At 72.7% G+C, this 24,052-nt stretch carries 22 protein-coding genes, 1 tRNA gene and 1 pseudogene; 16 read left to right on the forward strand and 8 right to left on the reverse strand.

Annotated features, from left to right (window positions below; all coding sequences use genetic code 11):
- The first annotated feature begins 485 nt into the window (after positions 1 to 485).
- From J5Y09_RS20815 to J5Y09_RS20825, 3 genes are all read left to right on the forward strand, one after another.
- Positions 486 to 845 (forward strand): DUF983 domain-containing protein, encoded by a 360-nt coding sequence (locus J5Y09_RS20815; RefSeq protein WP_209353781.1) that lies wholly within the window; start codon positions 486 to 488, stop codon positions 843 to 845.
- Between the two features lie 77 nt (positions 846 to 922).
- Complete coding sequence (locus tag J5Y09_RS20820) at positions 923 to 1,585, forward strand: SURF1 family protein (protein WP_209353782.1); 663 nt, start codon at positions 923 to 925, stop codon at positions 1,583 to 1,585.
- Positions 1,586 to 1,592: 7 nt separating this feature from the next.
- Entirely contained in the window at positions 1,593 to 3,080 is a 1,488-nt protein-coding gene (locus J5Y09_RS20825; protein ID WP_209353783.1) for a carboxypeptidase M32, read from the forward strand.
- A 95-nt stretch (positions 3,081 to 3,175) separates the two neighbouring features.
- Here J5Y09_RS20825 and J5Y09_RS20830 read toward each other — a convergent pair whose 3' ends face one another.
- Positions 3,176 to 4,042, reverse strand: a complete 867-nt coding sequence (locus J5Y09_RS20830) for a WcbI family polysaccharide biosynthesis putative acetyltransferase (protein ID WP_209353784.1) — start codon at positions 4,040 to 4,042, stop codon at positions 3,176 to 3,178.
- Between the two features lie 139 nt (positions 4,043 to 4,181).
- On the opposite strand from J5Y09_RS20830, the gene thrC reads away from it, so the two are divergent.
- The 4 genes from thrC to rfaE1 all read left to right on the forward strand — a co-directional run bounded on the left by thrC (position 4,182) and on the right by rfaE1 (position 9,891).
- A complete protein-coding gene (gene thrC, locus J5Y09_RS20835) occupies positions 4,182 to 5,579 on the forward strand; it encodes a threonine synthase (RefSeq protein WP_209353785.1) in 1,398 nt (465 codons plus the stop codon).
- An 18-nt stretch (positions 5,580 to 5,597) separates the two neighbouring features.
- Positions 5,598 to 6,863, forward strand: a complete 1,266-nt coding sequence (locus J5Y09_RS20840; RefSeq protein ID WP_209353786.1) for a M16 family metallopeptidase — start codon at positions 5,598 to 5,600, stop codon at positions 6,861 to 6,863.
- A gap of 152 nt (positions 6,864 to 7,015) precedes the next feature.
- On the forward strand, positions 7,016 to 8,341 hold the full coding sequence (locus J5Y09_RS20845) for a TldD/PmbA family protein (RefSeq protein WP_209353787.1): 1,326 nt from the start codon (positions 7,016 to 7,018) through the stop codon (positions 8,339 to 8,341).
- An 89-nt stretch (positions 8,342 to 8,430) separates the two neighbouring features.
- Positions 8,431 to 9,891, forward strand: a complete 1,461-nt coding sequence (gene rfaE1 / locus J5Y09_RS20850; protein WP_432761245.1) for a D-glycero-beta-D-manno-heptose-7-phosphate kinase — start codon at positions 8,431 to 8,433, stop codon at positions 9,889 to 9,891.
- 118 nt (positions 9,892 to 10,009) lie between these two features.
- Here rfaE1 and J5Y09_RS20855 read toward each other — a convergent pair whose 3' ends face one another.
- Positions 10,010 to 10,720 carry a lysozyme inhibitor LprI family protein gene (locus J5Y09_RS20855; protein ID WP_209353789.1) on the reverse strand — a complete coding sequence of 237 codons (711 nt, stop codon included), beginning with the start codon at positions 10,718 to 10,720 and terminating at the stop codon, positions 10,010 to 10,012.
- 102 nt (positions 10,721 to 10,822) lie between these two features.
- Between J5Y09_RS20855 and J5Y09_RS20860 the strand changes: the two genes are divergently transcribed.
- The 5 genes from J5Y09_RS20860 to J5Y09_RS20880 all read left to right on the forward strand — a co-directional run bounded on the left by J5Y09_RS20860 (position 10,823) and on the right by J5Y09_RS20880 (position 16,259).
- Positions 10,823 to 12,031: a CaiB/BaiF CoA transferase family protein gene (locus J5Y09_RS20860; protein ID WP_209353790.1), complete on the forward strand. Its 1,209-nt coding sequence runs from the start codon at positions 10,823 to 10,825 to the stop codon at positions 12,029 to 12,031.
- 271 nt (positions 12,032 to 12,302) lie between these two features.
- Positions 12,303 to 13,208 carry a DUF808 family protein gene (locus J5Y09_RS20865; RefSeq protein ID WP_209353791.1) on the forward strand — a complete coding sequence of 302 codons (906 nt, stop codon included), beginning with the start codon at positions 12,303 to 12,305 and terminating at the stop codon, positions 13,206 to 13,208.
- A gap of 98 nt (positions 13,209 to 13,306) precedes the next feature.
- Complete coding sequence (locus tag J5Y09_RS20870) at positions 13,307 to 14,446, forward strand: acyl-CoA dehydrogenase family protein (protein ID WP_209353792.1); 1,140 nt, start codon at positions 13,307 to 13,309, stop codon at positions 14,444 to 14,446.
- Entirely contained in the window at positions 14,446 to 15,459 is a 1,014-nt protein-coding gene (locus J5Y09_RS20875; protein WP_209353793.1) for an acyl-CoA dehydrogenase family protein, read from the forward strand. The genes J5Y09_RS20870 and J5Y09_RS20875 overlap by 1 nt, the downstream gene beginning before the upstream one ends.
- The gene (locus J5Y09_RS20880; RefSeq protein WP_209353794.1) at positions 15,456 to 16,259 is read left to right on the forward strand and encodes a crotonase/enoyl-CoA hydratase family protein; all 804 of its coding nucleotides are present in this window, start codon (positions 15,456 to 15,458) and stop codon (positions 16,257 to 16,259) included. The genes J5Y09_RS20875 and J5Y09_RS20880 overlap by 4 nt, the downstream gene beginning before the upstream one ends.
- 3 nt (positions 16,260 to 16,262) lie before the next feature.
- On the opposite strand, the gene J5Y09_RS20885 is transcribed toward J5Y09_RS20880, so the two are convergent.
- Both J5Y09_RS20885 and J5Y09_RS20890 read right to left on the reverse strand, forming a co-directional pair.
- Entirely contained in the window at positions 16,263 to 17,123 is an 861-nt protein-coding gene (locus J5Y09_RS20885; protein ID WP_209353795.1) for an isocitrate lyase/PEP mutase family protein, read from the reverse strand.
- Between the two features lie 62 nt (positions 17,124 to 17,185).
- Positions 17,186 to 18,307: a PQQ-dependent sugar dehydrogenase gene (locus J5Y09_RS20890; protein WP_209353796.1), complete on the reverse strand. Its 1,122-nt coding sequence runs from the start codon at positions 18,305 to 18,307 to the stop codon at positions 17,186 to 17,188.
- A gap of 100 nt (positions 18,308 to 18,407) precedes the next feature.
- On the opposite strand from J5Y09_RS20890, the gene J5Y09_RS20895 reads away from it, so the two are divergent.
- Together J5Y09_RS20895 and J5Y09_RS20900 are read left to right on the forward strand one after the other, a co-directional pair.
- Entirely contained in the window at positions 18,408 to 19,241 is an 834-nt protein-coding gene (locus J5Y09_RS20895) for an SDR family NAD(P)-dependent oxidoreductase (RefSeq protein WP_209353797.1), read from the forward strand.
- A 110-nt stretch (positions 19,242 to 19,351) separates the two neighbouring features.
- Positions 19,352 to 19,813: an MmcB family DNA repair protein gene (locus tag J5Y09_RS20900; RefSeq protein ID WP_209353798.1), complete on the forward strand. Its 462-nt coding sequence runs from the start codon at positions 19,352 to 19,354 to the stop codon at positions 19,811 to 19,813.
- Positions 19,814 to 19,853: 40 nt separating this feature from the next.
- Here the strand turns inward: J5Y09_RS20900 and J5Y09_RS20905 are convergent, their stop codons facing one another.
- Together J5Y09_RS20905 and uvrB are read right to left on the reverse strand one after the other, a co-directional pair.
- A complete protein-coding gene (locus tag J5Y09_RS20905; RefSeq protein WP_209353799.1) occupies positions 19,854 to 20,081 on the reverse strand; it encodes a YMGG-like glycine zipper-containing protein in 228 nt (75 codons plus the stop codon).
- 106 nt (positions 20,082 to 20,187) lie between these two features.
- Positions 20,188 to 22,374, reverse strand: a complete 2,187-nt coding sequence (gene uvrB, locus J5Y09_RS20910) for an excinuclease ABC subunit UvrB (RefSeq protein ID WP_209353800.1) — start codon at positions 22,372 to 22,374, stop codon at positions 20,188 to 20,190.
- A gap of 100 nt (positions 22,375 to 22,474) precedes the next feature.
- Here uvrB and J5Y09_RS20915 point away from each other — a divergent pair, with 100 nt between their 5' ends.
- Positions 22,475 to 22,834 (forward strand): DUF4087 domain-containing protein, encoded by a 360-nt coding sequence (locus J5Y09_RS20915; RefSeq protein ID WP_209353801.1) that lies wholly within the window; start codon positions 22,475 to 22,477, stop codon positions 22,832 to 22,834.
- Between the two features lie 57 nt (positions 22,835 to 22,891).
- Here J5Y09_RS20915 and J5Y09_RS20920 read toward each other — a convergent pair whose 3' ends face one another.
- Together J5Y09_RS20920 and J5Y09_RS20925 are read right to left on the reverse strand one after the other, a co-directional pair.
- Complete coding sequence (locus tag J5Y09_RS20920) at positions 22,892 to 23,257, reverse strand: hypothetical protein (protein WP_209353802.1); 366 nt, start codon at positions 23,255 to 23,257, stop codon at positions 22,892 to 22,894.
- 197 nt (positions 23,258 to 23,454) lie between these two features.
- A tRNA-Thr gene (locus tag J5Y09_RS20925) sits at positions 23,455 to 23,526 on the reverse strand.
- A gap of 176 nt (positions 23,527 to 23,702) precedes the next feature.
- On the opposite strand from J5Y09_RS20925, the pseudogene J5Y09_RS20930 reads away from it, so the two are divergent.
- Positions 23,703 to 24,052: pseudogene (locus J5Y09_RS20930) on the forward strand (hypothetical protein); the annotation flags it as partial.

The raw sequence follows: 24,052 nt of genomic DNA on the forward strand, positions 1-24,052 counted from the left end.
CGGCCGCCTTGCCTTCGCGCCGTGTACTGGCGCGCCGGGGGCGGCTGACGGTCTGGGCGCGGTCGCGCTTCGCGCTCGCGGATCGAGGCTCTGCCTCGATCCGTTTCCTTGCCCTTAGATGGCGGGCGGCGGCCGTTCGGCCGCCTTGCCTTCGCGCCGTGTACTGGCGCGCCGGGGGCGGCTGACGGTCTGGGCGCGGTCGCGCTTCGCGCTCGCGGATCGAGGCTCTGCCTCGATCCGTTTCCTTGCCCTTAGATGGCGGGCGGCGGCCGTCCGGCCGCCTTGCCTTCGCGCCTTGTACTGGCGCGCCGGGGGCGGCTGACGGTCTGGGCGCGGTCGCGCTTCGCCCATGCCCGCGCCGCCAAGGCTCGCGCCAACACCCGGTTCCCAAAGGCCTTTCGGCCTTTGGTGGGGGGAGTGCGAGGGGGGCGAAGCCCCTCTCGTCGCTTGCGCCCGCGCTCCTGTCGCGCGAGCCTCGATGCCGCATGTCGCATGAAGCCGCGCCGCCGCCGCTCGCCACCGCCGCCCTGCTCGGCCGCTGCCCGCGCTGCGGCAAGGGCGCGCTGTTCCGCGGCCTGCTCGACATCCGCGACACCTGCGACTCCTGCGGGCTCGACCTGCGGGCCCATGACGCGGGGGATGGCCCGGCGGTCGCGGCCATCTTCGTCATCGGCGCGGCCACCGTCGGCGCCGCGCTCTGGGTCGATGTGAAGTTCACCCCGCCGCTCTGGCTGCATGCGGTGCTCTGGCCCGCGCTGGTGCTGCCTTTCTCCGTGCTGACGATGCGCGTCGCCAAGGCCGCGCTGGTCGCGCTGCAATGGCGCCATCGGCGGGAGTCGCCATAGGCGGCGGGGACGGCGGCTGAACGGCGTCCCGCCATCCACCCTTCCGGCAGGGCGGCCGACGGCCTACATCCCCGGCGATGCGCCGACTGATCCTGCCGCTCGCCGTCACGCTCCCGGCGCTTGTCATCCTGCTGGGCCTCGGCACCTGGCAGGCCGAGCGGCTCGGCTGGAAGCGCGACATCCTCGCCCGCATCGACGCGGCCGAGGCCGCGCCGCCCGTCCCGCTCCCCGCCGCGCCGACGCCCTTCACCAAGGTCGAGGCCGCCGGCCGCTTCGACCATGCGCGCGAAGCGCTGGTGGGGCTGGAAGTGCGCGGCAACCATCTCGGCGCGCGGCTGGTCGTGCCCCTGCTGCGCGACGGCGCGGCGCCGCTGCTGGTCGATCGCGGCTGGGTGCCGCTCGACCGTGCCGGGGCGATCGACCGGCCCGAAGGCGATGTCCGCGTCGCCGGCTGGGTGAGGGAGGCCGAGCGCGCCGGCTGGTTCTCCGCCACCGACGACGCGGCCGGGCGCCGCTTCTACAGCTTCGACCCGGCGGCGATCGGCGCGGCGCTCGGCCTGCCCGGCGCGGCCCCCTTCGCGCTGGTCGCGCTGGGGGATGCGCGGGGCCTGCCGGCGCCGGACCGCGCGATGCCGCGCCCGCGCAACAACCATCTCGGCTATGCCATCACCTGGTACGGCCTCGCCGCCGCGCTCGCCGGGGTGTTCCTGGTCTGGGCGCGGCGCCGGCTGAAGGAATGAGAGGGCCATGCACAACGCCGCCTATAACCGCCTGAAGGCCCGCTTCGCGCGCATCGCCGCGCTGGGGGAAGCGGCGTCCATGCTGCATTGGGACGCCGCCACCATGATGCCGCCCGGCGGGGGCGAATCGCGCGGCGAGCAGCTCGCCGCGCTGGCCGGCCTCGCGCATGAACTGCTGACCGCGCCGGTGGTCGAGGAGGATCTCGAGATCGCCCGCGGCGACGGCCTGTGGGAGGAAGCGAACCTCGCCTTGATGGCCCGCGCCCATGCCCGCGCCACCGCCCTGCCGACCTCGCTGGTGGAGGCGACCGCGCGCGCCAATTCGGCCTGCGAGAAGATCTGGCGGGACGCCAAGGCGACGGCCGACTTCGCCCGCGTCCGCCCGTCGCTGACCGAGGTGGTGCGCCTGCAGCGCGAAACCGCCCAGGCGCTCGCCGCGGCCCTCGGCATGGATCCCTATGACGCGCTGATGGATGGCTACCAGCGCGGCATCACGGCCGCCGATGTCGAGCCCGTCTTCACCGCCTACGAGGCCTTCCTGGCCGATGCCCTGCCGCGCGCCGAGGCGATCGAGGCCGCGCGCCCCGCCCCCCGGCCGCTGCCCGGCCCCTTTCCCGTCGACGCGCAGCGCGCGCTGTGCCGCCGCCTGTCCGAGCGCATCGGCCTCGACTACGCGCATGCGCGGCTCGACGAATCGCTGCACCCGTTCTGCGGCGGCACGCCGCGCGACCAGCGCCTGACGACCTTCTACGACGAGGACGACGCGGCCAAGGCCGTGCTCGGCGTGCTGCACGAGACCGGCCACGCGCTGTACGAACAGGGCCTGCCCGCCGCCTTCGCCCGCCAGCCGGTGGGCGAGGCCGCGGGGATGGCCGCGCATGAGAGCCAATCCCTGATCGTCGAGATGCAGGCCTGCCGGTCGGACGCCTTCCTGGGCTTCCTCGGGCGCGAATTGCACCGGGCCTTCGGCGGCGACGCCGCGCCCTACGCCGCGGCGAACCTCGCGCGCCACTGGCGGCGCGTCTCCCGCGGCTTCATCCGCGTCGACGCGGACGAGATCACCTACCCCGCCCATGTCATCCTCCGCTTCCGGCTGGAACGGGCGATGATCGGCGGCACGCTGGATGTCGCGGACCTGCCGGGCGCGTGGAACGAGGGGCTGAAGCGCATCCTCGGCATCGTCCCGCCGGACGACGCCAAGGGCTGCCTGCAGGACATCCACTGGCACGACGGCGCCTTCGGCTACTTCCCCTCCTACACCCTCGGCGCCATGGCGGCGGCGCAGCTGATGAAGGCGGCGCGCGCCGCCGCCCCCGGGCTGGACGACGCGCTGGCGGAAGGCGACCTGTCGCCGCTGCTGGGCTGGCTGCGCGCGCATGTGCACGGCAAGGGCTCGCTGCTCGGCTTCCAGGACCTGCTGCGCGCGGCGACGGGCAAGCCGCTCGATCCTTCCGACTTCACCGAGCACCTGACGCGGCGCTACCTTACGGCCTGAGCGTCGCCTGATGCCGAGGCCGCGCATGTGGCGCGCCCGGCGCCCGGGGGCACGCGAAAGCGGACAGGACCGGTCGAGGAATTCGGCCGCTCGTATCAGGCGGGCCGGGTCGCGTCGTAGAAGCGGTAGAAGGCCTCGGTCACCGAAAGCCGGTCGTAGATCGCCCGGCCTTCATAGCTGGCGCCCTCCGGCCCGACGCGCCCCAGGCGCACGCCGAGGAAGCGCGTGGCCGGCTCCGGCGGCAGCCGGTAGCGCCGGCGGATCGCCGGATAGGTCGGCATGTCGATCAGGTCGAGCGCGGCCGTGAGCGGCCCCGCGCGCCCCGCGTCGAAGCCGATCCCCGCCGCGCGGGCGATGCGCATCGCGAAATGCAGCAGCAGCAGGTTCGAGGGATGCCCCGGCGTGTGGAACTGCCGCCCGGCGCGGGCGTGCCGCGCCACCACGTCGCTGAACGCCACGTCGGTCTCGGCCTCCCTTGCCGCGAGATCGGCCAGCGCGGCGGCGAAGGGATCGGGCTGCCGCGCCAGCAGCGCTTCCCCGTCGAGCAGCGAAGCCGCTTCCGCCACCGGCCGTCCGGCGCGCCAGGCATCGACGATCTGGCCGACATGGTAGTTGCCGAGCGGCCCGCCCAGCGCGGTCATCCGCCCATCCAGCAGGTGGCGCACATCCGGCGCATGGCCCTTGAAGTGCAGCGCGGGGAAGGACAGCACCCGGGCCGTCCCGCGCGCCTTCAGCGCGGCGGTGGACAGGCCCGTGATGCCGCGGCTGCGGGCGTACAGCTCGCCCGTCCGCTGGCTCAGCACCAGGTCGCAGCCATCCATGGTGGCGAGGATGGCGGCCTCGTCCTCCGCCCGGACCTCATGGATCTCCCAGGCGCCGGCGATGCGCAGGGCCGGGTTGGCGCGGCGCAGGGCCTCGGCGATCAGGGGAACCTGGCAATTGCCCATCAGGGCGATGCGCATCGGGCGGGATGGTCCTTGCGGCTTCGCAAGAATATCCGCCCGGCCCGCCGGGCGGCAATCCGATGCGCGCCGGGACGGCCGGCGCCGCGCCCCGGCCCGCCTCTCGCCGCCGGCCCGCCAAGCCGGTAAAGACCGCCCCATGCGCTACGTCTCCACCCGCGGCCAGGTGCCGGCCCGCGACTTCGATTCCGTCCTGCTCGCGGGCCTCGCCGAGGATGGCGGCCTGTTCGTGCCGGAAGCCTGGCCGAGCCTGTCCACCGCCGAATGGCGGGCGCTGCGCGGCCTGCCCTATCCGGCGCTTGCCGCCCGGCTGCTCGGCCTGTTCGGCGCGGGGCACCTGCCGCTGGATCGGATCTGCGCCGAGGCCTATGCCGGCTTCGGCCATCCGGCGACGGTGCCGCTGGTGCAGCTCGACACGCGCGTCTTCGCGCTGGAGCTGTTCCACGGCCCGACGCTCGCCTTCAAGGACATGGCGCTGCAACTGCTCGGGCGGATGTTCGACCATGTGCTCGCCGCGCGCGGCGAACGCGTCACGATCGTCGGCGCGACGTCGGGCGACACGGGCTCGGCCGCCATCGAGGCCTGCCGCGACCGCGCGGCCATCGACATCGTCATCCTCCATCCGCGCGGCCGCACCAGCGAGGTGCAGCGCCGGCAGATGACGACGGTTATGGCGCCCAACGTCGCCAACATCGCCGTGGAAGGCGACTTCGACGCCTGCCAGGACCTGGTCAAGGCGATGTTCAACGACGCCCCCTTCCGCCAGGAGATGCGGCTGTCGGCCGTCAATTCCATCAACTGGGCGCGCATCGCCGCGCAGATCCCCTACTACGCCGCGGCCGCGCTCGCGCTCGGCGCGCCGGACCGCGAAGTGGCCGTCTCCGTCCCCACCGGGAATTTCGGCAATGTGCTGGCCGCCTGGGCGGCGCGGCGGATGGGGCTGCCGATCTCCCGCCTCATCGTCGGGTCGAACCGCAACGACATCCTGACGCGCTTCCTCGCCGCCAACGACATGTCCATGCGCGCGGTCGAGCCCTCCCTTTCGCCGTCGATGGACATCCAGGTTTCGTCGAACTTCGAGCGCCTGCTGTTCGAGATGCTCGGCCGCGACGCCGCCGCGACGCGCGAGGCCATGCAGCGCTTCCGCGCCGAAGGCCGCATGCCGGTCCCCGACGCCGCCTGGCGCGAAGCGACGTCGCTGTTCCGCGGCTTCGCGCTGGACGACGAAGGCACGCTCGCCGAGATCGGCCGGCTGCACCGCGAAGCGGGCTACCTGGCCGACCCGCACACCGCCGTGGGGACCGCCGCCGCCCGGGCGCTCGCGCCCGAGGACCCCGCCATCCCCGTCATCGTCGCCGCCACGGCGCATCCGGCGAAGTTCCCCGATGCGGTGGAACGCGCGACGGGGCTGCGCCCCCCCCTGCCGGCGCGCATGGCCGACCTATATGAACGTCAGGAACGCTACGGCGTCCTGCCGAACGACCTCGCCGCCATCGAGGCGGCGGTCCGCGCCCACGCCCTTCGCAACGCCGCCTGAAGGAAGCCACGACCGCACATGTCCGATGCCGTCCGCGTCACCCGACTGCCCAATGGCCTGACCGTCGTTTCCGAGACCATGCCGCGCGTCGAGACCGTCTCGGTCGGCGCCTATATCGGCGCCGGCACGCGCCACGAGGCGCCGGAGGTCAACGGCGTCTCCCACTTCCTCGAGCACATGGCCTTCAAGGGCACCGCGCGGCGCGACGCCGCGGCCATCGCGCGGGAGATCGAGAATGTCGGCGGTCACCTGAACGCCTACACCGCGCGCGAGCAGACCGCCTTCTACGCCAAGGTGCTGAAGGAGGACACGGGCCTCGCCGTGGACATCATCGGCGACATCCTGACGCATTCCACCTTCGTGCCCGAGGAACTGGAACGCGAGCGCGGCGTCATCCTGCAGGAGATCGGCCAGGCGAACGACACGCCGGACGACATCGTCTTCGACCATTTCCAGGAAACCGCCTTCCCCGCCCAGGCGATGGGCCGCCCCGTGCTCGGCACCGAGGCGACGATCAAGGCGATGAGCCGCGACGCGCTGACCGGCTACATGCGCACCCATTACGGGCCGGAGGCGATGGTCGTCGCCGCCGCCGGCGCGATCGAGCACGACGCGCTGCTCGACATGGTGCGCACGCATTTCGCCGACCTGCCCGCGACCGGCGCCGCCGCACCGGAGCCCGCGCGCTACACCGGCGGCGAATTCCGCGAAACGCGGGAACTCGACCAGGTGCACATCGTGCTCGGCTTCCCCTCGGTGAAGCATGGCGACCCGCTGCACTACCCGACGCAGCTGCTCTCGACGCTGCTCGGCGGCGGCATGTCGTCCCGCCTGTTCCAGGAAATCCGGGAAAAGCGCGGGCTGGTCTATTCGATCTATTCCTTCGCCTCCCCCTTCCGCGACGGCGGGCTGTTCCAGATCTACGCCGGCACCGGCGAGACCGAGGCGAAGGAACTCGTGCCCGTGACGATCGAGGCGCTGCGCGCCGTGCAGCGCGACGTGACCGAGGACGAGCTGGCGCGGGCCAAGGCGCAGCTGCGCGCCTCGCTTCTCATGTCGCTCGAGAGCACCGGCAGCCGCTGCGAGACGCTCGCCCGCCAATTGCAGGTCCATGGCCGCGTCATCCCGGTCGAGGAAACCAAGGCGAAGATCGCGGCCGTGACGGTGGAACAGGTGCAGCAGGCGGCCGCGGCGATGTTCCGCGCAAGGCCGACGCTGGCGGCGATGGGCCCGGCGGAGCACGTGCCCGGCGTCGATGCGATCATGGAGAAGCTGGCGGCGTGAGCGTGATCGGGGGGAGAAGGGAACTTCTCCCCCCGAACCCCCCTCAACCTTTTTTGTGACCTTGGGAATCAGTCCCCGACAGACAGAAAAGGGAGGGGGTTCGGGGGAGGTTCACCTCCCCCGACCTTGCACCGCCCGGAAGGGAAACACCGATGAACCGCCTGACGCTGCTGACTGACCTCATCGCCGCCGCCAAGCGCGCGGGTGCCGACGCCGCCGACGCCGTGCTCGTGCAGGACGCGTCGCTCGCCGTGAAGCGCCGCATGGGCGCGATCGAGCAGCTGGAGCGATCCGAGGGCTTCGACATCGGCCTGCGCGTCTTCCTCGGCCGGCGCATCGCCATCGTCTCCTCCACCGACCCCGACCCGAAGGGCTTCGCCGCGCTGGCCGACCGCGCGGTCGCCATGGCGCGCGTGGTCCCCGAAGACCCCTTCGCCGGCCTGCCCGACTTCGTCACGGTGCCGCCGGCCGACCTCGACCTGGATGACCCGACGGAGCCGACGGCCGAGCAATTGCTCGCCCGCGCCGCGGCGGCCGAGGAAGCGGCACTTGCCGTCCATGGCGTGACCAACAGCGAGGGTGCCGATGCCGGCTGGTCGCGCACGGCGATCGCGCTCGCCACCTCCACCGGCTTCGCGGGCGAATTCTCCCGCACCTCCCATTCGATCTCGGCGGTCGCGCTGGCCGGCAGCGGGACGGCGATGGAGCGGGACTACGACTGGTCCTCGACCGTGCATCTCGCCGACCTCGACGACCCGGAAGGGATCGGGCGGCGCGCGGGGGAAAGGGCGATCCGCCGTCTGAACCCGACGCGGCCCAGGACCGCGCGCATCCCGGTGGTCTACGCGCCGCGCATCTCGGGCAGCCTGCTCGGGCACCTGGTGGGTGCGATCAACGGTGCGGCGGTGGCGCGGGGGACGTCCTTCCTGAAGGATTCCATGGGCCAGCAGGTGCTGGCCGCCGGGCTGACGGTGCGGGACGACCCGCTGCGCCGGCGCGGCCTGCGGTCCCGCCCCTTCGATGGGGAAGGCATGCCCGGCCAGGCGCGCGCGATCGTGGCCGATGGCGTGCTGACCACCTGGCTGATGGACTGGCGCAGCGCGCGGCAGCTGGGCATGGCGTCCACCGGCCATGCCAGCCGCGGCACGAGCGGCCCGCCCGGCCCGGCGCCGACCAACCTGTGGCTGGAACCGGGGCAGGTGACGCCCGAGGCGCTGATCGCCGACATCAAGGAAGGCCTGTATGTCACCGAGATGATCGGCATGGGCGTGAACGGCCTGACCGGCGACTACAGCCGCGGGGCGGCCGGCTTCATGATCCGCGACGGCCAGCTGGCCGAACCTGTCAGCGAAGTGACCGTGGCCGGCAACCTCAAGGACATGTTCCGGGCCATGGTCCCGGCCGACGACCTGGAATTCCGGCGCGGGACGGATGCGCCGACCATCCGCGTGGATGGCATGACGATGGCCGGCGCGTGACGGCCCGGGCAAGGCTCGCCTTGCGCTGCCCGCGCCGGGCGGGTTAGGGCTGGCCCATGCAAGGCCCCGCGCCCGACGCCGACCGCCCCCTGGCCGAGATCTCCCTCGCCGAGCTGACGGACGCGCTCCGCGCCTTCCGGCGCGCCTCGGTGCTGGTGGTCGGCGACGCCATGCTCGACCGCTACGTCTACGGCACCGTCCGGCGCATCAGCCCCGAAGCGCCGGTGCCGGTGCTGGCGGTGGAACGGGAAGTCGCCATGCCGGGCGGCGCGGGCAATGTGGTGCGGAACCTCACCGCGCTGGGTGCGGCGGTCGCCTTCGTGTCCGTCGTGGGCGACGACCAGGCGGGCAGCGACCTCACTGGGCTGATCGGCGGCCAGCCGGGCGTGGAACCCTGGCTGCTGGTCCAGGGCGGGCGGCACACCACCACCAAGACGCGCTTCATCGCCTCCGGCCAGCAATTGATGCGCGCGGACCAGGAGGTGGTGCAGCCGATCCATCCGCGCCTCGCCGACCGGATGATCAAGATCGCCGGCGACGCGGTCGCGGCGACCGCCGTGCTGGTGCTGTCGGACTACGACAAGGGCGTGCTGCGCGGGGAGACGTCGCGCCGCCTGATCGATGCCGCGCACGCCGCCGGCCGGCGCGTGGTGGTGGACCCCAAGGGGCGCGACTTCTCCCGCTACGCCGGGGCCGACATCGTCACGCCCAACCGCGCGGAGCTGGCGGAAGCGACCGGGATGCCGGTGGACAGCGAGGAAGCGATCCTCGCCGCCATGCGCGCCCTGCAGGCCGAACACCGCTTCGGCGCCGTGCTGGTGACGCGCAGCGAGGACGGCATGACGCTGCTCGACGGCGCGCGGGTGCATCATTTCCCGGCCGAGGCGGCGGAGGTGCACGACGTCTCCGGCGCCGGCGACACGGTGGTGGCGACGCTCGCCGCCGGGCTCGCCGCGGGGCTTTCGCTGCCGGTCGCCTCGCGCCTGTCGAACCTCGCCGCGGGCATCGTGGTGGGCAAGGTCGGCACCGCCGTGGTGCGGGAGGAGGAGCTGGCCGAGGCGCTGGCCCCCGAGCGCGGCGCGCTGCGCAAGGTCGTCTCCCGCGCCGGCGCGGCCGAGCAGGTGGAACGCTGGCGCCGCCGCGGCTGGCGCGTGGGCTTCACCAATGGCTGCTTCGACCTGCTGCATCCCGGCCATGTGCACCTGCTGGAACAGGCGCGGTCCTGGTGCGACCGGCTGGTGGTGGGGCTGAATTCGGATGCCAGCGTGAAGCGCCTGAAGGGCGCGGCGCGGCCGATCCAGGGGGAAGCCGCGCGCGCCGCGGTGCTCGCCTCCCTCGCCACCGTCGATTGCGTGACGGTGTTCGAGGAAGACACGCCGGTGGAGCTCATCCGCCTGCTCAAGCCCGACGTGCTGGTGAAGGGCGCGGACTACACGGTGGACCAGGTGGTGGGCGGCGAATTGGTGCGCGACTATGGCGGGGAGGTCAGGCTCGCCGAGCTGCTGCCGGGCAATTCCACCACGGCGACGGTCGCGCGGCTGCGCGGCTAGAGCGACATCCGACCAGCCGGAGACGGCTGATCGGATTTCTTGTTCTGGAAACCATTGATTCTACAGCACGAAATCCGATCGCACTGATCCAGCGTGATCGGATGGTGCTGTAGCCCCCTCACGCCATCCGCCGGCGGATCTCCGCCTGCGTTTCCTCCATCGTCTCCTGCAGGCAGTCGAGCGGCACGCGCCCGGCCGCGCGCGCGCAGGCTTCCCGCGCGGCGACGTAGCGCGCCAGCAGCGCGTCCAGCTCGGCCAGCGCCGGCGGGTTGCGCGCCAGCCGCGCGCGCGCCGCCTCCGCATCCCGCACCACGGCGGTATCCAGCGCGGCCATGCCCGGCGTGGCGCAGATCTGCCGCGCCGCCCAGCCTGACGTCGCGGGGCAGGTCACGGCGGCAAGCCCGGCGCGCGCCGGGGCGGCGGGCGCGGCCGCCGGATCCGGCTTGGCGGTCGGCAGCGCGGCGGATGCGCTGCTGGCGGTGCCGGCGGCCCCGCCCTGGGCCAGCGCCTCGAGGTCCCGCGCGCGGGCGCGCATCAGGCGGCGGACGCAGGATTGCGCCTCCCGCGCATTGGGGCCCTGGCAGGCGCGGCGCTCGGCGAGCCAGGCGCGCTGTTCGCCCTGCAGGCGCTGGCGGTCCTCGGGCGTCGCGCGTTCGGTCACGCTGCGCCAGGCGGCGGCGATGCGCCGGTCCAGCTCCGCGAGGTCGGCCTGGGCGCAGATCGCCTGCTCGTCCCAGGCGCGCGCCTGGGCGCAGTTGAAGGACGGCCCTGCCTGCGCGAGCGCGGGCAAGGGGGCAAGCAGCAGCAGGGCAACCAGGGCGCGGATCATGGCGCGAAGGTCAGCACGCCGCGCGCCACTTCGTCCATCGCGGCGGCGTCTTTCCGCCGCGCCCCGCCTGCGCCACCCTGGCGCGGGACGAGGAGGAAGCGGATGGCCGGGGCGCTGGACGGGGTGCGCGTGGTGGACCTGACGCGCGTGGTGGCGGGGCCGCTCTGCGCGCAGATGCTGGGGGATTTGGGTGCGGAGGTCGCGAAGGTGGAACGGCGCGGGGATGGCGACGACCTGCGCGCGCTGGGCCCGCCCTTCGTGCCGGGCAGCGAGGACAGCACCTATTTCGTCTCGCTCAACCGCAACAAGCGGTCCGTCTCGGTGGATTTCGCGAAGCCCGAGGGGGCGGCGATCCTCAAGCGCATGGTCGCGCGCGCCGATGTGCTCATCGAGAATTTCCGCACCGGCACGCTCGCGCGCTACGGGCTGGGGTGGGACGACCTGAAGGCCATCAATCCGCGCCTGATCTACTGTTCCGTCACCGGCTTCGGGCAGGACGGGCCCTATGCCGGGCGGTCCGGCTACGACTTCGTCGCCCAGGCCATGGCCGGGCTGATGGAGGTGACGGGCGAAGCCGATGGCGCGCCGGGCGGCGGGCCGCAGCGCGTCGGCGTGCCGGTGGCCGACATGTTCACGGGCTTCGCCGCCTGCGTCTCCATCCTCGCCGCGCTGCGCCACCGGGATGCGACCGGCGAAGGCCAGTGCATCGACGTGAACCTGTTCGAGACCATGACGTCCCTGATGCAGGCGCCGATGTCCGCCTGGCTGAACGCCGGGCGGTTGGTGCCGCGCAGCGGCAACGACAGCCCCGTCGCCGTGCCCTACGGCGTGTTCGAGGGATCGGACGGCCGCTTCGTCATCGGCGTGCTGAACGACCGGGAATTCGTGCGGCTGGCCGAGGCGCTGGGCCATCCCGAATGGGCCGAGGACCCGCGCTTCCGCCGCGCGCGGGACCGCGTGGAGCACCGCGCGGCGCTGCTCGACCGGATGCGCACGCTGCTGCGCACGCGCCCACGCGCCGAATGGCTGGCGCGGCTGGAGGCAGCGAAGATCACGAGCGGGCCGATGAACACCGCCGCCGACGTGGCCGCCGACCCGCACATCGCCGCGCGGGGGATGATCGTCGAGCTGCCGCACCATGCCGGCGGGACGGTGCGCGTGGCGGCGTCGCCGCTGCATCTTTCGGCCACGCCGCCCACCTATCGCCACGGCATCCCCGCGCCGGGCGGAGACACGGATGCGGTGCTGGCGGAATTCGCGGGCATGGACGCGGCGGAGATCGCGGCGGCGCGGGCGGCCGGGATCGTGTGATTCATTTTCTGACCTCAGGCGCCGGGCGCGCGCTCCGCGCGCTTGGCTTGCGCGCCACGGGCTGGCGCGCCCGGCGCGGCGGGCGGGTTGGGCGCGGTCGCGCATTCGCGCTCCCGGATCGAGGCTCTGCCTCGATCCGAAGAGTATCCCGGTCCGCCTGCCATGACGCCCGGCGCGTGACCCGGATCGCGCACGGGCCGCCCGCCGCGATTGGCTTCGGCGGCCGGAACGGGCACCATGCGCGCCTTCCAAAGCCGCCGGGACCCTTCGCATGAGCACAGGCCTGCTTGCCCTGCTGGACGACGTCGCCGCCATCGCCAAGGTGGCCGCGGCGTCGATCGACGATGTGGCGCTCCAGGCCGGCAAGGCGGGGGCCAAGGCGGCGGGCGTCGTGATCGACGACGCGGCGGTGACGCCGCGCTACGTGGTGGGCTTCGACGCGTCGCGCGAATTGCCGATCATCCGGCGCATCGCCATCGGCTCGCTGCGCAACAAGTTCCTGGTGCTGCTGCCGGCGGCGCTGCTGCTGTCGGCCTTCGCGCCCTGGCTGATCACGCCGCTGCTGCTGGTGGGCGGCATCTACCTGTGTTTCGAGGGGACGGAGAAGCTGCTGGAATGGCTCCGCCCGCATGCCGCCGAAGCGCAGGCGGAAGCGGCGCCGGTCGATGCGCTGCACCTTGAGAACACGCGCGTCGCGGGCGCGATCAAGACCGACTTCATCCTCTCGGCCGAGATCATGGCCATCGCGCTCGCCACCATGCCGCAGGCGAACATCTGGACGCAGGGCGCGGTGCTGGCCCTCGTCGGCCTCGTCATCACCGTCGCGGTCTATGGCGTGGTGGCGATGATCGTGAAGGCGGACGATGTCGGCGTGGCCATGGTCCGGCGCGGCATCGGCGCCGGCGCGCTGCTGGTGCGCGGCATGCCCATCGTGCTGAAGGTGCTGTCCGTCGTCGGCACCGCGGCGATGATCTGGGTGGGCGGCGGCATCATCCTGCACAGCCTCGAGCATTTCGGCCTGGCCGGCCCCGCGCACCTGGCCCATGCGGCGGGCGCGGCGGTGGGCGGCGGCTTCCTGGGATGGGCGGTGGAAGCGGCGATCGCGGGCGTGGCGGGCGTCGCGGTGGGCTTCGCTTCGATCCCGGTGCTGTCGCGCCTGCTCGGCAAGGGGCATTGAGCGCGGCGCGATCCCCGCGCAGGATCGCGGCGGAGGAACCGCCGCATGAGTCTTCGCATCGCGGATCGTGACCGATCCGCCCCCGGGCGCGCGGGCCGATGACCGGCCTGCGCTTCGACCTGCGCGACCCGCCGCCGGGTGCCGCCGCGCTGCGCGCCGAGGTCCGCGCCTTCATCGCCGGGCACGCCCATCGCTGGACGCCGGAAGTGCGCGCGCGGTCCTGGATGGGCTTCGACCGCGACTTCACCCGTGCGGTGGGTTCGCGCGGCTGGATCGGCATGTGCTGGCCCAAGGCCTATGGCGGGGCGGAGCGCAGCTTCCTCGAGCGCAACATCGTGCTGGAGGAGATGCTCGCCGCAGGCGCGCCGGTCGGCGCGCATTGGATCGGCGACCGGCAGTCCGGCCCGCTGATCCTGCGCCTGGGTACCGAGGCGCAGCGCCAGAAATACCTGCCGCGGATCGCGTCCGGCGAATGGGCCTTCTGCATCGGGCTGTCGGAGCCTGATTCGGGATCGGACCTCGCCAGCCTGCGCACGCGGGCGGACCGCGTGCCGGAAGGCTGGCGGCTGAACGGGCGGAAGATCTGGACGACCTTCGGCCATCTTTGCGACTGGATGATCGCGCTGGTGCGCACATCGCCCGCGCCGGAAGGCGGGGCGCGGCACCAGGGCCTGTCGCAGGTGCTGGTGGACCTCAAGGCGCCGGGGGTGACCATCCGCCCGATCCGCGACCTGGTGGGCGAGCAGGGCTTCAACGAGATCACCTTCGACGACGTGCTGCTGCCCCCCGACGCGCTGGTGGGGGAGGAAGGCGCGGGTTGGGCCCAGGCGACGAGCGAGCTCGCCTTCGAACGCTCCGGCCCCGACCGCTACCTCTCATCCCACCCGCTGCTGGAAGCGGCGGTCGCCGAGTTGCGCGGCGACGCATCCGCCACCCCCGCGCTCGGGCGCCAGGCGGCGCGGCTGTGGACGCTGCGCGCCATGTCCACCGCCGTCGCCGGCATGCTGCAGGATGGCGAGGATCCCGTGCGCCAGGCGGCGCTGGTGAAGGACCTCGGCAACACCTTCGAGCAGGAGCTGCCCGACGCCGTCCGCGCGCTGGTCGACACGGATGCGATGCCGGAGGAGATGCGCCGCATGCACGCCTACCTGACGCAGGTGGTCCCCACCTTCTCGCTGCGCGGCGGCACGCGGGAGATCATGCGCGGCATCATCGCCCGCGAACTGGGGCTGCGCTGATGGCCAGCGACATCGCGGCGGAACTCGCCGAGCAGGTCGCCCGCGCGCTGGCCGACGTGTCCGACGTCGCGACGCTGCGCGCGGTGGAGGACGGCGCCTTCCCGCGCGCCGCCTGGGATGCGCTGTCGGGCCTCGGCCTGGCCATGGCGCTGGTGCCGGAGGATGCGGGCGGGGCGGGGCTCGGCCTTGCCGACATCGCGCCCGTGATCGAAGCCCTCGGCCGCGTCGGCGCGCCCGCGCCGCTGGCCGAGGCGATCGGCGCCGCGGCCCTTCTCGCCGCCGCCGGCATCGCGGTGCCGGAGGACGGCGTGCTGACCTTCGCCGCCGCCGGCGCGCCCGTGCCCTGGGGGCGCCACGCGACGCATGTCGTGCTGGTCGATGGCGCGCATGTGTCCCTCCACGACGCTGCCGCGCTGCGCTGGACCGAAGGCGTGAACATCGCCCGCGAACCGCGCGACACGCTCGCCGCATCCGGCGCGCCGCTCGCGCAAGGCACGCTGCCGCCCGCCTGGGGCGACGACGCGGCGCGCGCGCTGGCCGCGCTGCTGCGCGCCGGGCAGATGGCGGGCGCGCTCTCGGCGGCGCTCGCGCTCGCCGTGGACCACGCGAACACGCGCAAGCAGTTCGGCCGACCGATCGGGCGCTTCCAGGCGGTGCAGCAGCAATTGGCGCTGTTCGCGGCGGAGAGCGCCGCGGCCTCGGTCGGCGCCGCGGCCGCCGCGCGCGCCGCCGATGCGCGTGGCCTCGCCGACGCCGCCTTCGAGATCGGTTGCGCCAAGGTCACGGCGGGGGAGGCGGCGGCGCAGGGGGCCGCCATCGCCCACCAGGTGCTCGCCGCCATGGGCATCACCGAGGAGCACGCGCTCCATCACCTCACGCGCCGGCTCTGGGCCTGGCGCGAGGAGGGCGGCACGGAACGCTTCTGGTCGGCGCGCATCGGCGCCGCCGTGCAGGGGGCGAACGCGCCGCTCTGGACCTTCATCACCGCCCGCGACGAGGAGAGCGCCGCATGACCGGCTTCCTGAAGATCGAGCGCGACGGCCATGTCGTCACGCTCACGCTCAACCGGCCGGAGAAGCGCAACGCCATCTCCACCGCCGAGGAATGCGCCGAGGTGGCGGATGCCTGCCGCGCGCTGAACCGCGACGACCAGGTGCGCGTCGTCATCGTCACCGGCGCCGGGTCCGCCTTCTGCGCCGGCGGCGACCTCAAGGGCATGCGCGACAAGACCGGCATCACGGGCGGCGATACGGGCGCGCAGATCCGCGAATCCTACCGGCGCGGCATCCAGATGATCCCGCTCGCGCTGTACGAGATGGACATCCCCACCATCGCCGCGGTGAACGGGCCGGCGATCGGCGCGGGGCTCGACCTCGCCTGCATGTGCGACATCCGCATCGCGGCGGAAGGCGCCCGCTTCGCGGAATCCTTCGTCAAGGTCGGCATCGTGCCGGGCGATGGCGGCGCCTACCTGCTGCCCAAGGTGGTGGGCATGTCGAAGGCGCTCGAGATGTCGCTGACCGGCGACGCCATAGGTACGGCCGAAGCGCTCGCCTGCGGCCTCGTCTCCAAGGTCGTCGCCCCCGACCAGTTGCTGCCGGCGGCGCGGGAGATGGCCGCGCGCATCGCCGTCAACCCGCCCCAGGCGGTGCGGCTGACCAAGCGGCTGCTGCGCGAAAGCCAGCACATGCGGCTGTCCACGCTGCTGGAGATGTCCGCCGCCTACCAGGCGCTCGCGCACGGCACGCGCGACCACCGCGAAGCGGTGGACGCGATGCTGGAAAAGCGCGCGCCGTCCTTCGAAGGGCGCTGAGCGTCAGCCGAAGGTCTCGTCCAGCGCCTGGAAGCGCGGCAGATCCACCGCCGCGCTGAACTCGGCATAGGTCATCAGCGCCGGGGCGGCGGCGGCCGGCGTGCCGTCCCGCTTCAGCAGCGCGAGCGCATCCGTCATCGCCCTGGCCGCGGCGAACAGCGCGGTGACGGCGTAGAGCACGACGGCGAAGCCCATCTGCTCCAGCGTCCGCGCATCGAGTGCCACCGTCTCGTTGCCGTCCACGATGCTGACGACCTTCGGGCCCGGCACATCGCGGGCGACGGCCTCCACCTCCGCGACCGTCTTCAGCCCGTCGACGAAGACGAGATCCACGCCCGTGTCGCGGATCATCAGCGCGCGGCGCACGGCTTCGGCGGGCCCGGCCGCCGGCATCGCGTCGGTCCGGCCGATGACGAGCGGCCCGCCCGGCGCGCGCGCGGCGACGGCGCAGCGCAGGCGGCGGAGATGCTCCTCGATCGGGATCAGCCGGATGCCGGCCAGCTGCCCGCAGCGCTTCGGCGCCACCTGGTCCTCCAGGTGGATCGCGGCGACGCCGGCCTGGGCGTATTCCTCGACGGTGCGGGCGATGTTGGCCGGGCCGCCATAGCCGGTATCGGCATCGGCGATGACGGGGATCTCCACGGCGCGGACCATGTCGCGCGCATGGGTCGTCATCTCCGTCTGGGTCAGCAGGCCGATGTCGGGCCGGCCGAGGCGGGAGGCGGTGGCGCCGAGGCCGGTCATGTAGATCGCCTCGAACCCCGCGCGGGCGATCAGCCGCGCCGCGAAGGCATCCGGCGCGCCCGGCGCCATCACGATCCCCCCGCGCGCGAGCCGCGCGCGCAATGCGTCCGCTGCCGTCATGGCGCGTTTCCCCCTTGCTTCCGCCCCGCAGGTTCGACCGGAACGCGGCGGCGCGGAAGTGGTCAGGCGGGATCGAGCCGGAAGATCCGCCCCTCGCCCTCATCCGTCAGCAGGTAGATGCGGCCATCCGGCCCGACGATCACGTGGCGCATCCGCGCGAAGCCGGTCAGCAGCCGCTCCTCCCCCGTGATGCGGTCGCCATCGACGGACAGCCGCACCAGCCCCGGCGTGTTGAGCGCTGCGACGAACAGGCTGCGCCGCCAGCCGGGGAAGGCCGCGCCGTCGTAGAAGGCGATGCCGGAAGGGCTGATCGGCGGGTCGAAGACATGCAGCGGGTCCTGCATCCCCGGCGCGCTCACCTCCCGCGAGATGCGCGGGCCCCAGTATTCCCGCCCGTGGCTGACGGTCGGCCAGCCGAAATTCGCGCCGCGGCGGAGGATGTTGATCTCGTCCCCGCCGCGCGGGCCGAATTCCGCTTCCCACAGGCTGCCCGTCCAGGGATTCACCGCGAGCCCCTGCGGGTGGCGGTGGCCGTAGGAGAAGATCTCCGGGCGCGCATCGGCGCGGCCGACGAAGGGATTGTCCGGCGGCACGCGCCCGTCCCGCGTCAGCCGCAGCACCTTGCCGGCCAGGTCGTCCAGCCGCTGGGCGCGGGCGCGCTCGTTCCTCTCCCCGGTGGAAAGGTAGAGAAACCCGTCGCGGTCGAAGGCGATCCGGCAGCCATAATGCAGCCGCCCGCTGCGCTGCGCCGGCGTCGCGTCCAGCACGCGGCGCACGCCGACCAGTTGCGTCGAATCGGGCGCGAGCCGCGCCGTGATCAGCCGCGTCAGCGCCCCGCCTTCCACCGACGCAGCCTGGCAGAGGAACACGTCGCGCGTGCGGGCGAAGTCCGGCGCGAGGGCGATGTCGAGCAGCCCGCCCTGGCCGACCGCTTCGACCTGCGGCACGCCGCCGAGCGGAGGCGAGACGCGGCCATCGGGCGTGACGCGCCGCAGGCGCCCCGGGCGTTCGGTCACCAGCATCGACCCGTCGGGCAGGAACGCGCCGCCCCAGGTGTTCTCGAGCCCCGTGGCGAAGGTGGTGACGCGGAAATTCGCCTGCTGTGACCGGATGGGCGCGTCCTGCGCCGTGGCCGCGAAGGGCAGGGCGAGGAGAGGAAGGGCGAGGAGGGCGCGGCGGATCATGGCGGCGAAGGTGGCCCTGCCCCCCGCAGCGCGCAACCGCGCGGGGGTTCCCGGTTGCCGCGCGGCGTTGCAGGCTGCGGGCAAGAACGGAGGATACGCCATGCAGGACAGGACTCGCTTCGATGGCCAGGTCGCCATCGTCACCGGCGCGGGGTCGCGCGAATCGGGCACCGAGGCGACGACGGTGGGCAATGGCCGCGCCATCGCCACGCTGCTCGCCCGCCGCGGTGCCAAGGTGCTGCTGCTGGACGTGCAGCGCGGATGGCTCGACGGCACGGAGGCGATGATCCGCGCCGAGGGCGGCGTCTGCGCGCCCTTCGTCGGCGACGTCTCGAAGGACGCCGATTGCGCGGCGGCGGTGGCCGAGGCCGTGCGGCTGTGGGGCCGGCTCGATGTGCTGGTGAACAATGTCGGCATCAGCGGCCCGGCCGGCGATGCGACGGTGCTCGACATCGAGGCCTGGGACCACGGCATGGCGGTGAACGTGAAGTCCGTGATGCTGATGGCGCGCCACGCGGTGCCGGAGATGCGCAAGCAGGGCGCGGGGGCGATCGTGAACCTCGCTTCCATCGCCGGGCTGCAGGGCGGGCATCCGGGGCTGCTCTACGCGACGACGAAGGGCGCCATCGTGCAGATGACGCGCGCCATGGCCGCGCATCACGGCGGGGACCTGGTGCGCGTGAACGCGGTCGCGCCGGGATATGTCTACACGCCGATGGTCGCCTCGCGCGGCATGAGCGAGGAACTGCGCCAGCAGCGCGCGAATTCCGGCCTGCTGAAGGTGGAAGGTACGGCCTGGGACGTGGCGGAGGCGGCGTGCTTCCTCGCTTCCCAATCGGCGCGCTGGATCACGGGGGTGACGCTGCCGGTCGATGCCGGGCGCTCGGCGGGGAATGTGGGGGCGACGCCGAAGCCGAGCGGGTTGAAGACGTAAGGGCGGGGGGAAGGGAACTTCCCCCCGGGCCCCCCAACCTTCCTTGTCTGTTGGGGACCGACCGGGAAGGGGGGTACGGGGGGAGGGAGTTTTCGTCCCCCGTGTCTCACATGAACGCACCCGACCGAACGCTTGCCATCACCCGTGCCGCCATCCGCTTCTGCCTGCTGCGCCGCTGGGCGCCGGTGGAACAGGTGCCGCTGCCCGATGGCCGCCGCGCCGACGTTCTGGCGCTGCTTCCTGACGGCGACTTCGTGATCCTCGAGGTGAAGTCCGGCGCGCGGGATTTCCTGTCCGACCGGAAATGGCCCGACTACCGCGCCTGGTGCGATCGGCTGTTCTTCGCCGTCGATCTCGATTTCCCGCAGGATCTGCTGCCGGAGGATGTCGGCCTTGTCGTGGCAGATGACCGCGAGCCTGCGCTGCTGCGCGAGGCGCCGGAGCATCGCCTGGCCCCGGCGCGCCGCCGGTCCCTTCTGCATCGCCACGCGACGCTGGCGGCGCTCCGGCTGGCGGCGCTCGCCGATCCCGTCGGCGCGGCCGAGATGCGCGCCGCGCTGCGGCTGGAATAGCCCGGCCCGGGGCACGCTGCCCCGGGCCGGATCGCCTTGGTCAGTAGCGGTAGCGCGGCGCCGTCAGCGCGCCGACCGCGGCACCGCCCGCGCCGCCGATCGCCGCGCCCGCCAGCGGGGAACCGCCGGTCAGCGCCGCGATGCCCGCGCCGCCCGCGGCACCGATGCCGCCGCCGATCAGCGCGCGCTGGCCGACAGGGTCCTGGCACGCGGCCAGGCCCAGGGCGATCAGGCCGATGGCGGAAAGTCGGATCGTCTTCGTCAGCATTTTTCTGCCTCCTTCGGTCAGGTCCGATGCGTCCACCACAACCGCTGCGTGTGGCATCGATCGGGCGGAACCGGGGCAATCGCGCCCCGTCGGAGGCAGGAACGCGTCAGGGCGCTTTGCGCTTCCGTCCGCCCTTGGCCTTTTTCGGGTCGTAGCCGCCGCCGCCGGGGCCCAACGGCTTGGGCTTCCAATCCGCCTTGGGCGTCGCTTCGCGCAGGGAACGGCCGGCGAGGTTCGGTTCGAGTCCCAGGTCGAGTGCTTCGAGCCGCTTGATCTCGTCGCGCAGCCGCGCCGCGGTTTCGAATTCCAGTTCCGCCGCGGCGGCGCGCATCTTCTTCTCAAGGTCCGCGATGGCGGCGCGGAGGTCCTTGCCGACGAAGTTCGTCTCCTCCTCCCCCTCCACCGCGTCGACCGTGACGTAGTCGCCCTGCGTCACGTCGCGCAGCACGTCGGCGATCTCGCGGCGGATGGTGGTGGGCGTGATGCCGTGCTCGGCGTTCCAGGCCTGCTGCTTGGCGCGGCGGCGTTCCGTCTCGCCCAGCGCGTTCTTCAGGCTGTTGGTCATGACGTCGGCATAGAGCACGACGCGGCCTTCCACGTTGCGCGCGGCGCGGCCGATCGTCTGGATCAGCGCGGTGGTGCTGCGCAGGAAGCCTTCCTTGTCGGCGTCCAGGATGGCGACCAGCGCGCATTCGGGAATGTCGAGTCCCTCGCGCAGCAGGTTGATGCCCACCAGCACGTCGAACACGCCCTTGCGCAGATCGCGGATGATCTCGATGCGCTCGAGCGTATCGACGTCGCTGTGCAGGTAGCGCACGCGGATGCCCGCCTCGGTCATGTACTCGGTCAGGTCTTCCGCCATGCGCTTGGTCAGCGTCGTGACCAGCACGCGCCCGCCCTTCTGCGCGACGGCGCGGCATTCGGCGAGCAGGTCGTCCACCTGGCCTTCCACGGGGCGGATCTCGCAGACGGGATCGACCAGGCCGGTCGGGCGGATCACCTGTTCGGCGAAGGCGCCGCCGGTGCGCTCCATCTCCCACGGGCCGGGCGTTGCGGACACGAAGACGGTCTGCGGGCGATAGCTGTCCCATTCCTCGAACTTCAGCGGCCGGTTGTCGGTGCAGGACGGCAGGCGGAAGCCGAACTCGGACAGGATCGCCTTGCGCGCGTAGTCGCCGCGATACATCCCGCCGATCTGCGGCACGGTGACGTGGCTTTCGTCCACGATCAGCACCGCGTTCTCCGGCAGGTATTCGAACAGCGTCGGCGGCGGGTCGCCGGGCCGCCGGCCGGTCAAATAGCGGGAATAGTTCTCGATCCCTTTGCAGGACCCGGTCGTCTCCATCATCTCGATGTCGAAGATGGTGCGCTGTTCCAGGCGCTGGCGTTCCAGCAGCTTGCCCTCGGCCTCCAACTGGGCGAGCCGTTCCTTCAGCTCGACCTTGATCTGCGCGATCGCCTGGGTGAGCGTCGGCCGCGGCGTGACGTAGTGGCTGTTGGCGTAGACGGCGATGCGTTCCATCTCGCTCGTGACCTCGCCGGTCAGCGGGTCGAATTCGCGGATGCCGTCGATCTCGTCGCCGAACAGCGAAACCCGCCAGGCGCGGTCGTCGAGGTGCGAGGGCCAGATGTCCACGCTTTCCCCACGCACGCGGAAGGTGCCGCGCGCGAAGAAGGAATCGTTGCGGCGGTACTGCTGCTCGACCAGGCCCTTGATGAGCGCGTCGCGCTCGATCCGCCCGCCGCGCTCGAGCTTCACGACCATGCGCGAATAGGTCTCGACCGACCCGATGCCGTAGATGCAGGAAACCGAGGCGACGATGACGACGTCGTTGCGCTCGAGCAGCGCCTGCGTGGCCGAATGGCGCATGCGGTCGATCTGCTCGTTGATCTGCGAATCCTTCTCGATATAGGTGTCCGTGCGCGGAACGTAGGCTTCCGGCTGGAAGTAGTCGTAGTAGCTGACGAAGTACTCCACCGCGTTGTCGGGGAAGAAGGACTTCATCTCCCCGTACAGCTGCGCCGCCAGCGTCTTGTTGGGCGCGAGCACCAGCGCGGGGCGCTGCAATTCCTCGATCACCTTGGCCATGGTGAAGGTCTTGCCGGACCCGGTGACGCCCAGCAGCACCTGGTCGCGCTCGCCCTGCAGAAGCCCCGCGGTCAGCTCCCGGATGGCGGCCGGCTGGTCGCCATTGGGCTCGAAGGGGGAGACGACCTTGAGCCGCTTCTCCGACGGCGGCGCGGGCCGCTTCTGCGGCATGAACAGGACGGGGCCGGGGGCGATCAGGTTCATGGGGCGGAAGATGGGCGCGCGCGGGCGGGAACGCCACCGCTGTCGCGCGACGCGCCGCGCATGCCATGATGGGCCGTTGCGATTCGGAAAAGGGACTTGGATGCGCGCGATGATGTTCGGCCTGCTGGCCATGCTGGCGGCCACCGGGGCGGCGGAGGCCGCGCCGGAACGCCGCTGCGGCTGGCTGCACAACCCGACGCCCGGCAACCACTGGCTGGACGACCGGGACGGGGAGTGGATCCTGTCCTCCCAGGGTGGGCCCGAATTGCCGGGCATGCGGCGCATCCCCGACATGACCACGCGCGAATGGGTCCGCACCAACGGCTACTACGGCTATGGCTGCGCCTGCCTGACCATGGAAGTGAACCGCGCCCAGCGCCAGGTGCTGCGCGTCGTCGCGGCCGAGCAGTTGCCGCTGTCGCGCTGCCGGGCGGACCGCTCGCTGCGCCGCCCGGACTGACGGGCGGCGTCCGGCAGGGGCTGGGACCCTGCCGGCCTCGCTCGCCGCGGGCGGGGTTCAGCGCACGCGCAGCCCGTCATCCGTGATGATGACGCCGCTGATGCGGCAGATGTCGGTGTGGCGCATCTCGGCTGCCTGGTTGCCGCCCCAGGAGATGCGGAAGTCGTAATTGTCTTCCTGCGGCAGCTGGAAGGTGATGCTCTGGCGCGGCTGCAGGATGCTGTTGCCCAGCCGGTTCGGGCCCCAGTTGCGGTTGCTCGAGGGATTGAAATAGATCGCGCGAACACTGCTCGATGAGTTGTTGGTGATCCGCAGGTTCGTGTCGCAGCGCTGCGCATATTGCGTCTGCGCCTGGGCGACCGGCGCGGGCGCGGCGAACAGGGCGGCGGTTGCGGCGAGAGCGATGAGGACGCGGCGCGACATCGTAGGAATTCCTTGTGTTCGGAGGCGGTTCAATAGAAGGCGCCGTCTGCCGTCGCAACGCGCGACCATCCCGCGATCGCGCCGGCTTGGGTACGGTAGCCAGGCCCGGCGTTCTTACACCGCAACATCCGCGCGGGATGCTGGCGGGATCGGGGCCATTCGGCGGCGGCGAGGATGGCGGCTCGCCGGAAGGCGAATGCCGGGTGAGGGATTCGAACCCCCGACCTTCGGTTTACAAAACCGCTGCACTACCACTGTGCTAACCCGGCGCGCCCGCTTGGTGTAGCAGAGCGGCCTTTGGCGGCAACCCGGACGAGGGCTCGATTCGGCGGCCGCCTTGCCCATCTCCGGAAGGCCCTTCTCCGCCCCGATGCGACTATCCCCGCAAGACCGCCAGCCGCCGCCGGCCCCGGCCGCCGCCTCGGTGCCCGAGCCGCCGGGCCCGATGGCGCCGCGCCGCCGGTCGCGCCCGCGCATCGGGCGGGCGGGGCTGCTCTCGGCGCTGCTGCACGCGGCCATCGTGGTGCTGATCCTGCTGGAGCTGGACCCGCGCGGCCGGCCGCCGGAGGAACTGCCCCCGCCCTCCTTCGCCGTGGTGTTCCAGGGCGGGTCGGACCAGGCGCCGCGCGGGGCGGAAGCGCCGGTCGAAGCGCCCGTGCCGATCATCGTCGCCCCGCCGCCCAGCCCGCCCCAGCCCGAGACACCGACCCCGCCGACGCCGCCCGCGCCGCCGCCGGTGCCGGTCGCGCCCCCCGCGCCGCCGCCCGCCCCCGCCCCGCCGCGCCTGGCCGAGGC

The organism is Roseomonas nitratireducens (assembly GCF_017813355.1).
GTDB lineage: Bacteria > Pseudomonadota > Alphaproteobacteria > Acetobacterales > Acetobacteraceae > Neoroseomonas > Neoroseomonas nitratireducens.

What these genes read in the sequence shown, in the direction of transcription:
- J5Y09_RS20820 (WP_209353782.1), top strand. Translation starts at nt 923, where the DNA reads ATGCGCCGACTGATCCTGCCGCTCGCCGTCACGCTCCCGGCGCTTGTC.
- J5Y09_RS20845 (WP_209353787.1), top strand. Translation starts at nt 7,016, where the DNA reads ATGAACCGCCTGACGCTGCTGACTGACCTCATCGCCGCCGCCAAGCGC.
- J5Y09_RS20905 (WP_209353799.1), bottom strand. Translation starts at nt 20,081, where the DNA reads ATGCTGACGAAGACGATCCGACTTTCCGCCATCGGCCTGATCGCCCTG.
- J5Y09_RS20830 (WP_209353784.1), bottom strand. Translation starts at nt 4,042, where the DNA reads ATGCGCATCGCCCTGATGGGCAATTGCCAGGTTCCCCTGATCGCCGAG.
- thrC (WP_209353785.1), top strand. Translation starts at nt 4,182, where the DNA reads ATGCGCTACGTCTCCACCCGCGGCCAGGTGCCGGCCCGCGACTTCGAT.
- J5Y09_RS20855 (WP_209353789.1), bottom strand. Translation starts at nt 10,720, where the DNA reads ATGATCCGCGCCCTGGTTGCCCTGCTGCTGCTTGCCCCCTTGCCCGCG.
- J5Y09_RS20880 (WP_209353794.1), top strand. Translation starts at nt 15,456, where the DNA reads ATGACCGGCTTCCTGAAGATCGAGCGCGACGGCCATGTCGTCACGCTC.
- J5Y09_RS20815 (WP_209353781.1), top strand. Translation starts at nt 486, where the DNA reads ATGTCGCATGAAGCCGCGCCGCCGCCGCTCGCCACCGCCGCCCTGCTC.
- J5Y09_RS20865 (WP_209353791.1), top strand. Translation starts at nt 12,303, where the DNA reads ATGAGCACAGGCCTGCTTGCCCTGCTGGACGACGTCGCCGCCATCGCC.
- J5Y09_RS20890 (WP_209353796.1), bottom strand. Translation starts at nt 18,307, where the DNA reads ATGATCCGCCGCGCCCTCCTCGCCCTTCCTCTCCTCGCCCTGCCCTTC.
- J5Y09_RS20920 (WP_209353802.1), bottom strand. Translation starts at nt 23,257, where the DNA reads ATGTCGCGCCGCGTCCTCATCGCTCTCGCCGCAACCGCCGCCCTGTTC.
- J5Y09_RS20895 (WP_209353797.1), top strand. Translation starts at nt 18,408, where the DNA reads ATGCAGGACAGGACTCGCTTCGATGGCCAGGTCGCCATCGTCACCGGC.
- J5Y09_RS20870 (WP_209353792.1), top strand. Translation starts at nt 13,307, where the DNA reads ATGACCGGCCTGCGCTTCGACCTGCGCGACCCGCCGCCGGGTGCCGCC.
- J5Y09_RS20840 (WP_209353786.1), top strand. Translation starts at nt 5,598, where the DNA reads ATGTCCGATGCCGTCCGCGTCACCCGACTGCCCAATGGCCTGACCGTC.
- J5Y09_RS20825 (WP_209353783.1), top strand. Translation starts at nt 1,593, where the DNA reads ATGCACAACGCCGCCTATAACCGCCTGAAGGCCCGCTTCGCGCGCATC.
- J5Y09_RS20885 (WP_209353795.1), bottom strand. Translation starts at nt 17,123, where the DNA reads ATGACGGCAGCGGACGCATTGCGCGCGCGGCTCGCGCGCGGGGGGATC.
- J5Y09_RS20860 (WP_209353790.1), top strand. Translation starts at nt 10,823, where the DNA reads ATGGCCGGGGCGCTGGACGGGGTGCGCGTGGTGGACCTGACGCGCGTG.
- J5Y09_RS20900 (WP_209353798.1), top strand. Translation starts at nt 19,352, where the DNA reads ATGAACGCACCCGACCGAACGCTTGCCATCACCCGTGCCGCCATCCGC.
- J5Y09_RS20875 (WP_209353793.1), top strand. Translation starts at nt 14,446, where the DNA reads ATGGCCAGCGACATCGCGGCGGAACTCGCCGAGCAGGTCGCCCGCGCG.
- uvrB (WP_209353800.1), bottom strand. Translation starts at nt 22,374, where the DNA reads ATGAACCTGATCGCCCCCGGCCCCGTCCTGTTCATGCCGCAGAAGCGG.
- J5Y09_RS20915 (WP_209353801.1), top strand. Translation starts at nt 22,475, where the DNA reads ATGCGCGCGATGATGTTCGGCCTGCTGGCCATGCTGGCGGCCACCGGG.